16 protein-coding genes are annotated in these 15,474 nt (G+C 65.8%); 13 read left to right on the top strand and 3 right to left on the bottom strand.

The window, feature by feature from the left end:
* The first annotated feature begins 133 nt into the window (after window positions 1-133).
* From AC1C2M_RS11035 to AC1C2M_RS11045, 3 genes are read left to right on the top strand one after another with little or no spacing between them, the layout of a single operon-like run.
* Entirely contained in the window at window positions 134-1,261 is a 1,128-nt protein-coding gene (locus AC1C2M_RS11035; RefSeq protein WP_495433010.1) for an aldo/keto reductase, read from the top strand.
* A gap of 57 nt (window positions 1,262-1,318) precedes the next feature.
* Window positions 1,319-2,713, top strand: coding sequence for a M16 family metallopeptidase (locus AC1C2M_RS11040; protein ID WP_495436420.1), 1,395 nt, complete (start codon window positions 1,319-1,321; stop codon window positions 2,711-2,713).
* Entirely contained in the window at window positions 2,710-3,312 is a 603-nt protein-coding gene (locus AC1C2M_RS11045; protein ID WP_495433013.1) for a histidine phosphatase family protein, read from the top strand. The genes AC1C2M_RS11040 and AC1C2M_RS11045 overlap by 4 nt, the downstream gene beginning before the upstream one ends.
* Before the next feature lie 53 nt (window positions 3,313-3,365).
* On the opposite strand, the gene AC1C2M_RS11050 is transcribed toward AC1C2M_RS11045, so the two are convergent.
* Entirely contained in the window at window positions 3,366-3,824 is a 459-nt protein-coding gene (locus AC1C2M_RS11050; RefSeq protein ID WP_495436421.1) for a GNAT family N-acetyltransferase, read from the bottom strand.
* A gap of 82 nt (window positions 3,825-3,906) precedes the next feature.
* Here AC1C2M_RS11050 and dapB point away from each other — a divergent pair, with 82 nt between their 5' ends.
* Both dapB and AC1C2M_RS11060 read left to right on the top strand, forming a co-directional pair.
* Window positions 3,907-4,647 (top strand): 4-hydroxy-tetrahydrodipicolinate reductase, encoded by a 741-nt coding sequence (dapB, locus tag AC1C2M_RS11055; RefSeq protein ID WP_495436423.1) that lies wholly within the window; start codon window positions 3,907-3,909, stop codon window positions 4,645-4,647.
* Window positions 4,644-5,081, top strand: coding sequence for a tetratricopeptide repeat protein (locus tag AC1C2M_RS11060; RefSeq protein WP_495436424.1), 438 nt, complete (start codon window positions 4,644-4,646; stop codon window positions 5,079-5,081). Before dapB ends, AC1C2M_RS11060 begins: the two co-directional genes overlap by 4 nt.
* Window positions 5,082-6,050: 969 nt before the next feature.
* Here AC1C2M_RS11060 and AC1C2M_RS11065 read toward each other — a convergent pair.
* Window positions 6,051-6,944 carry a TIGR01777 family oxidoreductase gene (locus AC1C2M_RS11065; RefSeq protein ID WP_495436425.1) on the bottom strand — a complete coding sequence of 298 codons (894 nt, stop codon included), beginning with the start codon at window positions 6,942-6,944 and terminating at the stop codon, window positions 6,051-6,053.
* A 10-nt stretch (window positions 6,945-6,954) separates the two neighbouring features.
* Window positions 6,955-7,380: an OsmC family peroxiredoxin gene (locus AC1C2M_RS11070; RefSeq protein ID WP_483405805.1), complete on the bottom strand. Its 426-nt coding sequence runs from the start codon at window positions 7,378-7,380 to the stop codon at window positions 6,955-6,957.
* A 187-nt stretch (window positions 7,381-7,567) separates the two neighbouring features.
* Between AC1C2M_RS11070 and AC1C2M_RS11075 the strand changes: the two genes are divergently transcribed.
* From AC1C2M_RS11075 to AC1C2M_RS11110, 8 genes are all read left to right on the top strand, one after another.
* Complete coding sequence (locus AC1C2M_RS11075) at window positions 7,568-8,377, top strand: thymidylate synthase (RefSeq protein ID WP_495433017.1); 810 nt, start codon at window positions 7,568-7,570, stop codon at window positions 8,375-8,377.
* Window positions 8,374-8,922, top strand: coding sequence for a dihydrofolate reductase (locus AC1C2M_RS11080; RefSeq protein ID WP_495436427.1), 549 nt, complete (start codon window positions 8,374-8,376; stop codon window positions 8,920-8,922). Before AC1C2M_RS11075 ends, AC1C2M_RS11080 begins: the two co-directional genes overlap by 4 nt.
* Before the next feature lie 116 nt (window positions 8,923-9,038).
* Window positions 9,039-10,016 (top strand): 4-hydroxy-tetrahydrodipicolinate synthase, encoded by a 978-nt coding sequence (dapA, locus tag AC1C2M_RS11085; RefSeq protein WP_483405808.1) that lies wholly within the window; start codon window positions 9,039-9,041, stop codon window positions 10,014-10,016.
* Between the two features lie 23 nt (window positions 10,017-10,039).
* Complete coding sequence (locus AC1C2M_RS11090; protein WP_483405809.1) at window positions 10,040-11,716, top strand: ribonuclease J; 1,677 nt, start codon at window positions 10,040-10,042, stop codon at window positions 11,714-11,716.
* A 108-nt stretch (window positions 11,717-11,824) separates the two neighbouring features.
* Window positions 11,825-12,364 carry a HEAT repeat domain-containing protein gene (locus tag AC1C2M_RS11095; RefSeq protein WP_495433019.1) on the top strand — a complete coding sequence of 180 codons (540 nt, stop codon included), beginning with the start codon at window positions 11,825-11,827 and terminating at the stop codon, window positions 12,362-12,364.
* 85 nt (window positions 12,365-12,449) lie between these two features.
* Window positions 12,450-13,499: an efflux RND transporter periplasmic adaptor subunit gene (locus tag AC1C2M_RS11100; RefSeq protein ID WP_495433020.1), complete on the top strand. Its 1,050-nt coding sequence runs from the start codon at window positions 12,450-12,452 to the stop codon at window positions 13,497-13,499.
* On the top strand, window positions 13,496-14,200 hold the full coding sequence (locus tag AC1C2M_RS11105; RefSeq protein WP_495433021.1) for an ABC transporter ATP-binding protein: 705 nt from the start codon (window positions 13,496-13,498) through the stop codon (window positions 14,198-14,200). Before AC1C2M_RS11100 ends, AC1C2M_RS11105 begins: the two co-directional genes overlap by 4 nt.
* Window positions 14,200-15,417, top strand: a complete 1,218-nt coding sequence (locus AC1C2M_RS11110) for an ABC transporter permease (RefSeq protein ID WP_483405813.1) — start codon at window positions 14,200-14,202, stop codon at window positions 15,415-15,417. Before AC1C2M_RS11105 ends, AC1C2M_RS11110 begins: the two co-directional genes overlap by 1 nt.
* The last annotated feature ends 57 nt before the right edge of the window (window positions 15,418-15,474 follow it).

Consider the following 15,474-nt stretch of genomic DNA (forward strand, 5'->3'; position numbering starts at 1 on the left):
TATTCATGCAAATGACCGGCGAATGGTCGGTTGGCGTCGGTGGGCTGACATAGTCTCGGAGGCAGGGATGAGGGCTGGGGAGCTCCGTTTTTTCCCTGTAAGACCGAAGGAATGGGGTGGCGAGATGGCTCGGATGACGCCTCGCCTGTTGACCGCAGAACCGGGTACAGACCCGGTCGACGATGTGACCGCTGACGCGACCCGGATTTCGGGTTCAGCCGGTCGCCCGGTGGCCGCGGCCGCCGAGCCGGTAGCGTCGAGTACCGCGGTCAATGCCCCGCTCGAGGTGCACCCATCCGCGCCGATTCAGATCCTCGGATCGAGCGGCAGTATCGGCGCATCGATCCGCCGTACCCTCGGTGAGACTGACCTCGACGTATTCCCGATCGCCCTCGGAACAAGCGTGTTCGGGTGGACCGCACAGTCCGACGCGAGCACAGGCATCCTCAACCGGTACGCCGACTGCGGTGGCAACTTCATCGACACGGCAGACAGCTACTCGGCTGGCCGGAGCGAGCACATCATCGGCACCTGGATGGCCAGACGGGGCAATCGCGACGACATGGTCGTCGCAACGAAGGTCGGCAACCACCCCGACAACCCAGGCCTCGGTCCGGTGAGCATGGTGCGCGCCGTCGAAGCATCCCTCCAGCGCCTGCAGACCGACCACATCGACCTGCTCTACTTCCACCTTGACGACCGCTCGGTTCCCCTCGAAGACAGCCTCGGTACCGCGCAGTGGCTCATCGAGTCCGGCAAGGTGCGCTACCTCGGCGCGTCGAACTTCACCGCGGAGCGCCTCGTCGAGGCGAGAATCCTCAGCGCTGCCGGTTACCCGCGATTCGAAGCGCTCGAGACGCACTACAGCCTCCTGCACCGCGGTCCATTCGAGGGCGACCTTGGGCTCGTCAGCCGTGGCCAGGGACTCGGTGTCATGCCGTACTTCGGCCTCGAGAACGGGTTCCTCACTGGCAAATACCGCAGCCGCGCCGACCTCGACGATTCGGCCCGCAGCGCTCGAGTCTCCCGTCACCTCAACCGGAATGGCCTGCGGGTGCTCCACGCGCTCGATGTCGTCGCAAAGGAGCAGGACGCTCCTATCGCGTCGATCGCGCTGGCCTGGCTGCTCAACCGGCCAGGTGTTGTGGCGCCGGTCGCGAGCGCGTCGCGGCCAGAGCAGGTCGACGCGCTCGTCCAGGCAGCGGCCATCAGGCTCACCCGGACACAGGTGGTCGAACTCGAACGGGCAACTCGCGTCTGAGCGCCTTCCCGGCTCGACGCGTTGCTCACAGCGTGTCCTGCCGTAGTGTTGAGGGTAATGAACGGGTCGATTGAACTTCCGCTCGATGTTGCCGAGCTGTCCTTTGCCGCATCCGGTGATTCGCTCGTTCGGCGCACCGTCCTGCCGAGCGGTGTGCGGATCCTCTCGGAGAACGTGCTCGGCTCACGAAGCGCGACCCTGGGTTACTGGGTGGCCGTCGGTTCCCGTGACGAACTTCCCGGCGCCGACGCGGATGGCGACGTCCCCGCTCGCGAGTCCGGGTTCGGGTCGACCCACTTCCTCGAGCACCTCCTGTTCAAGGGAACCGAGAAGCGCACAGCGTTCGACATCGCCATAGCGTTTGATTCGGTCGGCGGAGAGAGCAACGCACTCACCGCCAAGGAGCACACCTGCTATTACGCCAGGGTGCGCGACATCGACCTCGGCATGGCCGTGGAAACGCTCACCGACATGCTTACGTCGTCGTTGCTCGACCCCACCGAGTTCGAAAACGAACGCGGAGTGATCCTCGAAGAACTCGCCATGGCCGAGGACGACCCGGCAGATGTCGCGACCGAGAACCTGTTCGCCGCCGTGTTCGGCGACCACGCCCTCGGGCGGCCGATCGGCGGCACCCCCCAGGCCATCCGCGAGGCGACCCGCGATGCAGTGCTCAGGCACTACCGCGCCAATTACCGGCCGCAGGACCTCGTCGTCACCGCGGCAGGCGCTGTCGACCACGACGAACTGGTCGCGGGTGTCACCCGTGCCCTCCTCGAGGCCGGCTGGGATCTCACCACCCCGGCACGGCCGGTCGAGCGCCGCATGCTTCCCGCCGCTTCGGTCACCCGGCAGTCTGCGCTCGTCGTTGCGTCACGCCCGATCGAACAGGTCCACCTGCTGGTCGGGATGCCTGGACTGATGGCATCCGACGATCGCCGGATGACGATGAGCGTGCTCAACTCGATCCTGGGCGGCGGGATGTCGTCGCGCCTGTTCCAGGAGATCCGCGAGCGCAGGGGCCTTGCCTACTCCGTGTACTCGTTCGCGGCGTCATACTCGGATGCCGGTGTGTTCGGGATGTACGGTGCCTGCTCGCCCGCAAAAGCCAGGCAGGTCGCGGACCTTATGCTCGACGAGCTTCGATCCATCGCCGTCAACGGCGTCACCGAAGACGAACTGCGCCGTGCGCACGGCCAGCTCTCTGGAGCGAGCGCCCTCGCCCTCGAGGAGTCCGAAACTCGCATGTCGAGGCTGGGGCGTGCGGAAATCACCCTCGGCGAATTCACCGATCTCGACGAGAGCCTGCGCCGCCTGTATCTTGTGACCGCCGCCGACGTCCAGGATCTCGCACAGGAACTGTTGAACCAACCGCTGTCCCTCTCCGCCGTTGGGGCCGTCGATGATGACGTGTTCGCCGGTTTCGGAGAGTCCGTGAAGGAGCTGTCATGACCCAGTACATTTACCTCGTTCGCCACGGCGAGCAGCAGGATGCCCAGCACGGAATGCCCGACGGGCCGCTGTCTGCGCGCGGACGCAGGCAGGCGGAGCACCTCGCCGAGCGCATCGGCGGACTCCCGATCACGGCGACGCTGCACTCGCCGCTGCAGCGCGCCGCCGAGACGGCCCGCATCATCCACGAGCGCCTCCCGTCCATCGATCCTGAACCGAGCGCGCTGCTCTTTGACTGCGTACCGACCGGCAAGCTGCCCGAGATGCCCAACGCGTACGAGCCGTTCTTTGGCGCGGTGACCGAGGCGGAGATCGAAGCCGGTGCCGCCCAGATGTCGGATGCTATTGCCGAGTTCCTTGCGCCGCGCAAGGGCGACCGTCATGACGTGCTGATCACCCATAACTTCGTCATCGCGTGGTTTGTGCGCGAGGTACTCGGCGCCCCGGACTGGCGCTGGATGACACTCGACCAGGCGCACTGCGGACTCACGATCATCCAGCGGAAGCCGGGCCGGCCGTGGACCCTGTTGACGCACAACGACCTCGGCCACCTGCCCGTCGAGCTGCGCACCGGCCTCCCGGAGCCGCTCCCGGTCTGACCGGAGCGCCGGGTCCCGCCTCGCCGCAATGGCGGAGGCAGGGGAGCCGCTCGCTAGGAGGCGAGCGCCTTGAAGTACCAGTCCGTAGCGTTCGGGTTGTCGTTGTACGGCTCGATCGACGCGTAGCCCGAACGACGGTACAGGCCGCCGGCGGCCTCGAGAGACGCGTTGGTGTCGAGCACGACCTCTGTCGCGCCGAGCGCCGCGGCACGGCTCTCGAGCTCGGCGAGAAGCTGTTTGCCCCAGCCCCGACCGCGCGACTCCGGCCGTAAATAGAGGTGCTTGACCTCGAAACGAGACGGTGTCAGCGAACGGATGCCGCCGCATCCGACCGCTCGTCCGTCCTCGAACGCCACAATGAAATCGCCCACGGGTGGCACGAAACGCTCTGGACTCGGAAAGTTGACGACATAGTCGCCGCCGACGAAGCCCATTTCACGGGCTGTGAAGTATTCCGTGAGAAGTTCGGTGGCGAGCGGATCGGTCACTGGGACGCTGTCAAACGTAAGCACAGCACCAGTTTAGGGACGGATTCACCTCGTGAGGCCCGGCTTCTCGTGCCGGTTCCCCGCGGCGACCTTGTAGATTGGCAGCATGGTAACGAGAGTGGCTGTCGTCGGAGCAAGCGGCAAAATGGGGCAGCTTTTCACCCGGCTCATCGATGAATCGGAGGACTTCGACGTCTACGCGAAGCTCGGTTCGGCCAGTTCTCTCGACGAGATGAACGGTGCCGACCTCGTGGTGGATGTCACGGCCCCCGCCGTCAGTGCGACCGTCGTCACCCATGCCATCCGTGAGGGTATCAACGTTCTCGTTGGCACATCCGGATGGTCGGCCGACCGCCTCGCGGCGCTCAGCACCCAGCTGGCCGACACCGAGACGGGTGTCCTCGTCATCCCGAACTTCTCGCTCGGCTCCGTACTCGGAACGACCCTTGCGACGATCGCCAGCCGGTTCTTCGACTCGATCGAGATCGTCGAGGCCCACCGTGCCACCAAGGTCGACTCGCCGAGTGGCACCGCCGTGCGCACCGCTGAGCTCATCGGCGAAGCCCGAATCGGTCTCGGTCCTGTCGTTGCCCCGCACGTTGACCAGCGTGCGCGTGGCCAGCAGGTGTCGAGCATCCCGATCCACAGCCTCCGGCTCAACGGGCTCATCGCCCGCCAGGAAGTCATCTTCGGCGGGGCGGGGGAGACCCTCACGATCTCGCACAGCACCATTGACCCGACCTCGTACGAGCAGGGGATCCTCCTCGCGCTCGGGGCTGCCCGAACGGCTCAAGGACTGACCGTCGGACTCGAGAGCATCATGGACCTCGGGATCACGCGCTCGTGACCACCCGAATCGGCGTCGTCGTCATGGCAGCGCTGCTCGCGCTGTACCTCGTGCTCGTTGGCCAGCGCGCCGTGCTCTTTATCGCGACCGGTGAACCCGTCGCTGTCACTATCGGTGTTGCGCTTCTCGTGCTCCCGGTGGTCGGGGTGTGGGCTTTGACGCGCGAGATTCTGTTCGGTGTGCGTGCGGAGCGACTCGGCCGTCTGCTGGAGTCGAACGGCGAACTCCCCGATGACGAACTGCCCGTGCGGCCGAGCGGCCGGATCGAGCGTGACGCCGCCGATGAGGTGTTCCCTCGGTACCAGGCTGCGGTTGAGGCCGCCCCGACCGACTGGAAGGCGTGGTACCGGCTGGGTCTGGCGTACGACGGCGCTGGCGACCGGCGTCGGGCGCGGTCGGCGATCCGCGAGGCCATCCACCTTTACTCGAGCTGAGCGATCGCCCGCTCGGACGAAAAGGGTTGCTCTAACCCGTGCTCGGACGAAAAGGGTCGTTCCCGCGCTGCTCGGACGAAAAGGGTTGGTCTAACCCTTGCTCGGGCGAAAAGGGTCGCTGAATCTCCCGGGGAGCAGCCGTTTCTGGCCGGGCAAAGCGTGAACGACCGTTTGTGGCCGAGCAAAGCGCGTGCGGGCGGATGCGTGTGCGCGTGGCGCGTCCTGCAGCAACCGGTTCCTTGCTCGGACGAAAAGGGTCGCTCCCGCCCTTGCTCGGACGAAAAGGGTCGCTCCCGCCCTTGCTCGGACGAAAAGGGTTGCCGGAACCTGCGGGGCGCAGCCGTTTCTGGCCGAGCAGTACGCGAACGACCGTTTGTGGCCGAGCACGGCGCGAGTGGGACGGATGCGTGTGCGCGTGGCGCGTCCCTGCGGGGACAGGTCGATCGCGTGGACGAAAAGGGTCGCTCCCGCCCTTGCTCGGACGAAAAGGGTTGCCGGAACCTGCGGGGCGCAGCCGTTTCTGGCCGAGCAGTACGCGAACGACCGTTTGTGGCCGAGCACGGCGCGAGTGGGACGGATGCGTGTGCGCGTGGCGCGTCCCTGCGGGGACAGGTCGATCGCGTGGACGAAAAGGGTCGCGCACAACCCTGCTTGGTCGAGAAGGGTCGCTCCTCCGCACGGACGAAAAGGGTCGCTCCCGCCCCTGCTCGGACGAAAAGGGTCGCTCCCCTGCACGGACGAAAAGGGTCGCTCCCGCCCCTGCTCGGACGAAAAGGGTTGCTCACACTCGTGCTCCGACGAAAAGGGTTGCTGAAACCTGCGGGGCGCAGCCATTTCTGGCTGAGCGGCGTGCGAATGGCCATTTGCGGCTGCGCAAGGCGCCCGCGTGGGCGGATGCCTGCGCCTCACGCCGCGTCTGCGACCGAGACTGGGGCAGCGACTCAGCGGCGCGAAGGTCAGCGGCGTAATTCAGCGGCCGCGCTCCAGCGCCGCATCCACGGCCTGCTCCATAATGCCGTGCCGGAAGACGAACCCGTCGTTGAACAGGCGCTCCGGCTTCGTCCTCTGGTCGACCAGCAGCAGATCTTTGGCCGCATCCCCGAGCAGCATCCGAAGTGCGAAAGCGGGCGCGGGCAGCCAGAACGGTCGTCGCATCCGCTTGGCCAGATATTCCATGAGGGCCGTCGCCGTTGCGGGGGTCGGGCCCGTGATGTTCACGGGACCAGCGAGGTCGGAGTCGAGCAGGTGCACGATAGCCGCGACCTCGTCGTCGAGGCTCACCCACGGCCAGTACTGCGTGCCGCCGCCGAGGGGCCCGGACACACCGAGCCGGGTGAGGCGCAACAGCGGCTTGAGCACACCGTCGACGGCGAGAACGATGCCACTGCGCAACGTCACCACGCGGGTGATGTCACTCACGCGCAGGGCAGCGGTCTCCCATTGCTCCGCAACGTCACTGAGGAACCCCGTTCCGCGCGGGCTGTCCTCGGTGAGAACCTCGCCGGGCCGCGACCCGTAATACCCCGCAGCCGAGGCGCTGAGGAACGCCCTTGGCGTCACCTCAGCGCCGCGGATCGCGGTGACGAGCGTGGACGTCGCGTCGATTCGCGACGACAGGATCGTGCGCTTGTATTGCCGGGTCCAGGGCAACCGACCGATGGATGCGCCGGACAGATTGATCACGGCATCCGCCCCGCTGATCGCCCGCGGGTCAAGACGCCGTGATGCGGGATCCCAGGTGAGCTCGTCGGGTGACCGCGCCGGACGGCGGACGAGACGCACGACCCGGTGACCGCGCTTGCTCAGTTCGGCCGTCAGGGCCTGCCCGACGAGGCCAGATGCCCCCGCGATAACGATGCGCATGTCGCCAGGATCAGGCGAGGCTTGCTTCGATGGTCAGCGGGATGCCGGCGAGCGCCTGGGAGACCGGGCACGTTGCCTTCGCCTCGTTGGCGATGCGCTCGAAGTCATCCTCGGAGATGCCGGGTACGGTCGCGCTGACGAGAAGGTGGCTGCCCGTGATGCCCGTTCCCGGCTGGAACGTGACGGCTGCCGTTGTCTGGATGCTCTCTGGCGGGGATCCTGCCTCCGTGAGCATGTTGGAGAACTGCATGGTGAAACAGGATGCGTGCGCTGCACCGAGGAGCTCTTCCGGTGTCGTCACGGTGTCGGATCCCTCCGAGCGCGCCTTCCAGTTGACGGGCAGGCTTGCCGCGGTCGAGGTGTCGAGCGACACGGTTCCCGAGCCCTCGAAAAGCGTTCCGTTCCACACAGTCGTTGCTTCGCTGGTCACAGTCATGGTGTCCTCCAGGAGATCGGTGCGACGCACGTCGCCGCTGTCCCGAGCCTAACTGTTTGCCTAATTCGGGTCACCCCCGTTGCGTCACCCGCTGCCTCGATGTACCGCGCCCGTCCGGCGGGAATCTGTGCACGCCCCACGGCTGGGCCAAGGCGTTTCAGCGCCCAGCGTGCATTACCGTTGAGTCATGGCAGCGACTCTCCCCACCCCGTACGAGGACCTCCTCCGCGACACTCTCGAGAACGGCACACGCAAGGGCGATCGAACGGGCACGGGCACCAGGAGTGTGTTCGGACGCCAGTTGCGCTTCGACCTCTCCGAGGGCTTCCCGCTCATCACGACCAAGCGCGTGCACTTCAAATCGATCGCGTACGAACTGCTCTGGTTCCTTCGCGGCGAGAGCAACGTCAGCTGGCTGCGTGAGAACGGTGTCACAATCTGGGACGAGTGGGCTGACGAAAACGGCGAACTTGGTCCTGTCTACGGAGTGCAGTGGCGATCGTGGCCCACTCCCGGTGGCGAAACCATTGACCAGATCTCCGAGGTCATCGAGGCGATCCGCACCAACCCCGATTCTCGGCGGCTGATCGTGTCCGCGTGGAATCCCGCCGACATCCCGAATATGGCGCTCGCCCCGTGCCACGCCCTGTTCCAGTTCTACGTCGCAGACGGCAAGCTGTCGTGCCAGCTCTACCAGCGAAGCGCCGACCTGTTCCTCGGCGTGCCGTTCAACATCGCGAGCTATGCGCTCCTGACACACCTCGTCGCTGCTCAGACCGGTCTCGAAGTCGGCGACTTCGTCTGGACCGGCGGGGACTGCCACATCTACGAGAACCACATCGACCAGGTCACCGAGCAGCTCAGCCGCGACCCGTTCCCCCTGCCGACGCTCAGGATCACCGCGGATCGCGACAGCATTTTCGACTACGAGTACGAGGACCTCGTCGTCGAGAACTACGTGCACCACCCGGCGATCCGGGGAGCTGTCGCCGTATGACCAGCGCACACATCGGACTGATCTGGGCCCAGGCACAGAACGGTGTCATCGGCCGTGACGGCGTCATGCCCTGGCACATCCCCGAAGACCTCGCGCACTTCAAGGCGACAACGCTCGGCAGCGCGGTGATCATGGGCAGGAAGACCTGGGACTCTCTCCCTGAGCAGTTCCGCCCGCTCGAGGGGCGTCGCAACATCGTCGTGACCCGCCAGGCCGATTGGCACGCCGACGGCGTGGAGGTTGCCCACTCACTCGAGGAGGCGCTCGAACTCGCCGACGCGTCCTCACAGTCCGACGACGAGGCAGCCGACGGTGCCGAACCGCGCTGGGTCTGGGTGATCGGTGGCGCAGAAATCTACAACGCTGCCCTCACGATGGCCGAGCGGATCGAGGTGACCGAGATTCGCACAGAGATTCCCGGGGATGCTTTCGCCCCGGCCATTCCGGAATCCTGGCGGGTTGCCGACCGCGATCCGCTCGAAGGCTGGCGCACGTCACGCACGGGCGTCGTCTACCGGTTCATTCGGTACACGCCCGCGTCGTAGCATCCGTGCCCCGTCCCGGTACGCCGCGCCGGCATCCGCATGACCACAGAGCCCGAGGCATCACGCGCCGGGATCGGTGGGACCGCTCCGGGCTTTGACCCGGTAGCCTTGAACCTGTGTCTAACGTCGTGAATCCTTTCGGTCAGGTCCTCGTAGCGCTCGTCACCCCATTCACCGCCGACGGCGAGGTGGACTGGCCCGGTGTGGAGAAGCACATCGACGACGTCATCACCGCTGGGGCAGACGGCATCGTCGTCACCGGAACAACGGGGGAGACCTCGACCCTCACCGACCCGGAGAAGCTCCGGCTCGTCGAGGTCGGCAAGAATGTCTCCGCCGGCCGCGCGAAGATCATCACCGGTGGCGGCTCCAACGAGACCGCTCACGCCATCGACCTCTATCGCAAGAGCGAGAAGGCCGGCGCCGACGGCGTCATGATCGTCACGCCGTACTACAACAAGCCAACGCAGGCGGGCATCCTCACCCACTTCCGGATGATTGCGGATGCCACTGACCTCCCGGTCATCCTGTATGACATCCCCGGCCGCACGGGCGTCCCGATCAAGTACGAGACGATCCTCCGGGCAGCGAAGCACCCGAACATCCTCGCCGTCAAAGACGCCAAGGGTGACTTCTCCGAGGTCAGCCGCGTGCTCAACCAGACCGACCTGCTCTACTTCTCCGGCGACGACGCCAACGCTCTGCCGCACCTGTCCATCGGTGCGGCCGGCCTCATCGGCGTTACGGCGAACATCGCCGCGACGCCGTACCGCCAGATGATCGACGCCGTCAACGCCGGCGACCTGGCGACAGCGACCGCAGCTCACATGCAACTCGAGCCGCTCGTCCGCGCCGTCATGACCCACGTTCCCGGCACCGTCGCCGCAAAATACATCCTCCACGGCCTCGGCCGTATCGGAAGCCCCCGCGTCCGCCTGCCCCTCGTCGGGCCGGAAGAGTGGGAAGCAGCACAGATCGAGGACGAAATCGACCTCGTCACCAACATTCCGGGAGTGGACTTCTCCAACTTCCGACCAGACCGCAACGCGGCAGCCGGTGGCGCACTGCCACAGGTGCACGGCACCACGCGCTGACGCAAATATCCCAAGGAGGGCATATGCCCACAACTATTTACGATCCCCCTGCCCTCGATAAGGGAACTCTCCGGATTATCCCCATCGGAGGACTCGGCGAAATCGGTCGCAACATGACCTATTTCGAGATCAACGGCAAGATCCTCATCGTCGACTGCGGCGTCCTCTTCCCTGAAGAGCACCAGCCGGGCGTCGACCTGATCCTGCCCGACTTCGGCCCGATCAGGGACCGTCTCGATGACGTCGTCGGCGTCATGCTCACGCACGGGCACGAGGACCACATCGGCGGAGTGCCGTATCTCCTCCGCCTGCGCAACGACATCCCGCTGATCGGTTCAGGGCTGACACTCGCGCTCGTCGAGGCGAAGCTCAAGGAACACCGCATCAAGCCGTACAGCCTCACCGTCTCGGAGGGTCAGAAAGAGCAGCTCGGTCCATTCGACCTCGAGTTCGTCGCCGTCAACCACTCGATTCCCGACGCGCTTGCCGTCGCGATCAAGACCGAGGCAGGAACCGTCCTCGCCACCGGTGACTTCAAGATGGACCAGCTCCCTCTCGACGGCCGCCTCACTGACCTCCGCGAGTTCGCCCGGCTCGGCGAAGAAGGCGTCGACCTCTTCCTCGTCGACTCCACCAACGCCGACGTCCCCGGATTCACGCCGCTCGAGCGCTCGATCGGCCCTGTGCTCGACCAGGTCATCGGCCGTGCATCGCGCCGTGTGATCGTCGCGAGCTTCTCCAGCCACGTTCACCGCGTCCAGCAGGTGCTCGACGCTGCTCACGCTAATGGGCGTCGCGTCGCGTTCCTCGGGCGCTCGATGGTGCGCAACATGACCATCGCCGCCGACCTCGGTTACCTGAAGGTGCCAGAGGGCGTACTCGTCGAGTACAAGAAGGCCAAGGACATCCCCGACAACAAGATCGTCTACATGTCGACGGGGTCGCAGGGCGAGCCGATGGCTGTCCTTAGCCGCATGGCGAACATGGACCACGCGATCGAGGTCGGCGAGGGTGACACCGTCATCCTGGCGTCGAGCCAGATCCCCGGCAACGAGAATGCTATCTACCGCGTGATCGATGGCCTCACCAAGCTCGGTGCCAACGTCGTGCACAAGGGCAACGCCAAGGTGCACGTCTCCGGCCACGCCGCAGCCGGTGAATTGCTCTACTGCTACAACATCATCCAGCCGAAGAACGTCCTCCCCGTGCACGGCGAATACCGTCACCTCGTTGCCAACGCGAAGCTGGCCATCGACACGGGCGTGCCTGAAGAGAACACCTTCCTGGCCGAGGACGGCACAGTCATGGACATGCGTGATGGCAACGTCGAGGTCGTCGGTCAGCTCGACCTCGGCTTTGTCTACGTCGACGGTTCGAGTGTCGGCGAGATCACGGATGCCGACCTCAAGGACCGCAGGATCCTCGGTGAGGAAGGCTTCATTTCGATCATCGTCGTGGTCGAGGCCCAGACCGGAAAGGTCATCGTCGGCCCGGAGATCCACGCCAAGGGCTTCGCCGAAGACGACAGGGTGTTCGACGGCGTCAAGCCGAAGATCGAGCAGGCACTCGCGGATGCCGCACGCAACGGTGTGCGCGACTCCCACGCGCTCTCGCAGATCGTTCGTCGCACCGTCGGCCGCTGGGTGAACACCTCGTACCGTCGCCGTCCGATGATCGTCCCGCTGGTCATCGAGGCGTAAGCACCCTCGCGCAAGCCCGGTTCGGACCGGTTCTGGAAGTCCAGGGCCGGGTCGGACCGGGCTTTTCGCATGTTCGGGCGGTAGACGTGGGATACCGTTGATCAGGATATGACGAATACTGACATCCCCATCGACTCACCCCTCGGCGAACGCATCGACCTTGCGGTCGCCCGCTACGGCGAAGAAGCCTTCGTGACCAAGGTCCTCGGCCTGCTCGACGGGCGTAACGAAGGCGATGACGTTCTGCTCTACGTCGGTGGTCGCCACGCCCAGGGAGTACTCGACGGAGCTCCAGCGCTCTACTGGCCCGAACTCTGGGGCGCCCGTGCGCTTCTGCACGTCTGGAACGACGCGGCAACGCCCGCCGTGCTCCGTGGAACCACCAACCGGGCATGGCGCGTGCGCGAGATGTGCCTCAAAGTCTGCGCCGAGCGCAGCATCGGCACCGAGTCTGAACTCGCGAAGCTCACAACCGATGAGAACCCGCGGGTCCGCGCAGCAGCTTCACGGGCTCTCGCGAAGGTCGGCGGTCCCGACAGCGAAGAGATCATCGGTCGGCTCCTCAGGGATCCCCAGAAGGATGTCCGTCGTGCAGCAGGCGACTCGCTCGCGGTCCTCAAAGACCGGCTTTCTCCCCGCAACGCCTGAGGTCGCGCCACGTCATCCGGGAGGATGACGCGCCCGAGACATCCGCATCCCTAGACTCGAGCCATTCGAGACGATCGGGGTTCACATGGGTGTCTGGCGCAAGTGGATCTTTCCGATCCTCCGAGTAACGATCTTCGCGGTGATCGCCGTCGCGCTCGTGAAGGTGGCGTTCTTTCCCGATGCCTCGGCCGAAGCCGACCCGGCGATGGCCACCGGTTCGATCACCGAGCCCGTCATCCAGGTGGCACTTGGCTCGATCGTGACGACCGTTGTGGTCGACGGTTCGGTGAGCGCAGACCCGGCGTCGCCGGGCAAGGCGACGCTCGCCGGCGAGGTGAGTGCCATTCCGGTGAGTCAGGGCCAGGCCGTCTCCGCCGGCGATTCGCTCGCCACGATCCGGCAGGAGATCCTGCAGGACCCTGTGGCCACGACGGATGCCGACGGCAACGTCACGATGACGCAGCCGAAACCCCGGTACAAGACGGCGACGGTGACGGCTCCCGTCGCCGGGGTCGTGTCCAATATCCCGGTGCTCGTCGGCCAGATCGTCGCGGTCGGTGACGTCCTGGCCAGTGTGGCGCCGCCCACCTTCAGCGTGACCGGGCCCATGCTGCCCGAGGACCAGTTCAAGCTCGTGACCCAGCCGGCAGACGCGCAGGTGGAAGTGATCGGAGGGCCCGGTGCATTCACCTGCACCGGACTGACGATCACCAGCCCACTCGCCGGAGCGGAAGCATCCGTCCCTGACCAGACCGGGGCAGGGCCAGCACCGTCGACGGGAGCGACGGTGCGCTGCGCGGTCCCTGCCGACGTGCGGGTCTTCGCCGGCCTCACGGCGAAGCTCACCATCGCGGGCGGAAGCGTCGATAACGCAATGACGCTTCCGGTGACGGCGGTCAAGGGCAATGCGGCGAGCGGAACAGTCTGGGTGGTCGGCGAGGATGGCGCTCACGAGGAGCGCGCCGTGACCCTCGGCCTTAATGACGGAACCGTCGTCCAGATTGTGGACGGCGTTGCCGAAGGCGATGAGGTTCTCGAGTTCGTTCCTGTGGTTGACGCGACCGATCCTGCCGTTGATGGCTGCATCGAGCAGCCGGACGGATCGGTGTACTGCGAGGAAGGTGTCGTCAGTTGAGCCTCATCGAGCTGACGGACGTCACGCGCACGGTCCTGATCCCCGACTCCGATCCGCTCACGATCCTCGATGGAGTGAATCTCAGGGTTGAGCCGGGAGAGCGGGTCAGCATCGTCGGACGATCCGGTTCGGGAAAATCGACACTCCTCAACCTGCTGGGGATGCTCGACCTTCCGAGCACGGGGGAGCTCACTTTCGAGGGCGAATCGGTGGCTGCCATGAAATCCGGCCGCCGTGACCGGGTGCGCGGCGCCAACGTCGGCTTCGTTTTCCAGCAGTTCAACCTGCTCGACGGACGGACCGCGCTCGAAAATGTCACGATGCCCCTGCTCTACGCGAGGGGTCCGCGGTTTTGGGCGAGGGAGCGACTGGCCGCGGACATGCTCGACCGGGTCGGGCTCGGACACCGGCTCTCAGCGTTGCCCGCAAGCCTCTCCGGAGGGGAGCAGCAGCGCGTGGCCATCGCGCGGGCCCTCGTCCGCCAGCCGAAACTCATCCTCGCCGATGAGCCGACGGGCGCCCTCGACGTTGAAACCGGCCAGAGCGTGATGACGCTCATCGACGACATCGTGCGCGAGGAGAACGCCGCACTCGTCACCATCACCCACGACCCGGCGATCGCCGCCAGAAGCGACACCCACTTCCGGCTTGACCGCGGCGTACTCACCACCGATTCCTACCCCACCGCAGTGGTTCTCTGATGGGCGGCTTTCTCTCCGGCATCGTCGGCGCGTGTGCCGAGGCCTGGCAGGAGGTCCGCATCCACAAGGGACGCGTGCTTCTCTCGCTCGTCGGCGTCGCCGTCGCGGTGTGCGCCCTCAGCGGTGCAATGGCCCTGTCCGCCATCGCCCAGCAGGCGACCATCGAGCAGGCAGACAGCGCGGGGGGTCGTCCGGCGACCCTGACGATGTCGATGCAGTCGTCGTCGGGAACAGCGGCAGGGACGGAGGCCGCTGAACAGGCGTGGTTCGACGTGATGGATCGGTACGAGATCTCCTACGCGACGCGCGTGCTGTGGGAATCGGGCCGTGTGCAGTTCCCTGACAGCGTTCAGGAGGTCAGTATGCAGGTCGTTGACCAGCCGTACGCCGAGATGCACCGGACCCGCATGGCCGAGGGCAACTGGTTCCAGGTCGGCGACAGCTCGAGGCTTGCCCCGGCGATCGTCGTGAACACGGCGTTCTGGGAGCAACTGGGTTCTCCGAACCTGGCGACGCATCCGGTTGTCTCGATCGAGAGTCTCGGCGGAACCAAAGCGACAGTGATCGGCGTCTACGCGACGAGTGTCTGGGACACCTGGCCGTCGATGTACATGCTCACGAGCCACTTCCACGCCGCCGCGGACGCTCCGGGAAGCGGCCTGCTGCCGTCGTACGAGATGTGGGTTCCCACCGAGTTGGCGGCGGAGCTCGCGACCCGGATCCAATCCGAACTCGGTGGCGCCCTCGGCAACGGGGCATCCGTCACGGTCGATCGCACCGACTGGGGCACCCAGATGGACGATCCAACCGCGATCCTCCGGCTCATCACGATGGGAATCGGCGGCATCATCCTGCTGCTCGGAGCGCTCAGCCTGCTCAACATCGCCCTCGTCACTGTCCGGCAGCGGATTCGCGAGATCGGTATCAGGCGCAGTTTCGGAGCGACGAGTGGCAGGGTCTTCTTCGCCGTGATGATGGAGAGCGTTGTCGCAACGTTCGTCGCTGGAATTGTGGGCGTGATCATGGCGATCCTGCTCGTGCAGAGTCCGATCATGTCAGACCTGGTGAGCTTCGGCGGGGTCAGCGACGTCCCGCCGTTCCCGGCGTCAGCCGCGATCTTCGGACTCGTCGTTGCGACGGTGGTCGGTGCTCTCGCCGGTCTGATCCCCGCGATCATCGCGGTGCGGGTCAGGGTGATCGATGCCATTCGCTACTGACCTGTGCGGGGCACGGCAGGAGTTGCGCCCGATCCGAGCTCACGCCGCGACTGATTG

The organism is Mycetocola sp. Y444, from assembly GCF_059445295.1.

Excerpts from the sequence above, each read along its gene's own strand:
- AC1C2M_RS11035 (WP_495433010.1), top strand. The coding sequence starts at position 134 with ATGACGCCTCGCCTGTTGACCGCAGAACCGGGTACAGACCCGGTCGAC.
- AC1C2M_RS11040 (WP_495436420.1), top strand. The coding sequence starts at position 1,319 with ATGAACGGGTCGATTGAACTTCCGCTCGATGTTGCCGAGCTGTCCTTT.
- AC1C2M_RS11045 (WP_495433013.1), top strand. The coding sequence starts at position 2,710 with ATGACCCAGTACATTTACCTCGTTCGCCACGGCGAGCAGCAGGATGCC.
- dapB (WP_495436423.1), top strand. The coding sequence starts at position 3,907 with ATGGTAACGAGAGTGGCTGTCGTCGGAGCAAGCGGCAAAATGGGGCAG.
- AC1C2M_RS11065 (WP_495436425.1), bottom strand. The coding sequence starts at position 6,944 with ATGCGCATCGTTATCGCGGGGGCATCTGGCCTCGTCGGGCAGGCCCTG.
- AC1C2M_RS11070 (WP_483405805.1), bottom strand. The coding sequence starts at position 7,380 with ATGACTGTGACCAGCGAAGCAACGACTGTGTGGAACGGAACGCTTTTC.
- AC1C2M_RS11075 (WP_495433017.1), top strand. The coding sequence starts at position 7,568 with ATGGCAGCGACTCTCCCCACCCCGTACGAGGACCTCCTCCGCGACACT.
- AC1C2M_RS11080 (WP_495436427.1), top strand. The coding sequence starts at position 8,374 with ATGACCAGCGCACACATCGGACTGATCTGGGCCCAGGCACAGAACGGT.
- AC1C2M_RS11090 (WP_483405809.1), top strand. The coding sequence starts at position 10,040 with ATGCCCACAACTATTTACGATCCCCCTGCCCTCGATAAGGGAACTCTC.
- AC1C2M_RS11095 (WP_495433019.1), top strand. The coding sequence starts at position 11,825 with ATGACGAATACTGACATCCCCATCGACTCACCCCTCGGCGAACGCATC.
- AC1C2M_RS11100 (WP_495433020.1), top strand. The coding sequence starts at position 12,450 with ATGGGTGTCTGGCGCAAGTGGATCTTTCCGATCCTCCGAGTAACGATC.
- AC1C2M_RS11110 (WP_483405813.1), top strand. The coding sequence starts at position 14,200 with ATGGGCGGCTTTCTCTCCGGCATCGTCGGCGCGTGTGCCGAGGCCTGG.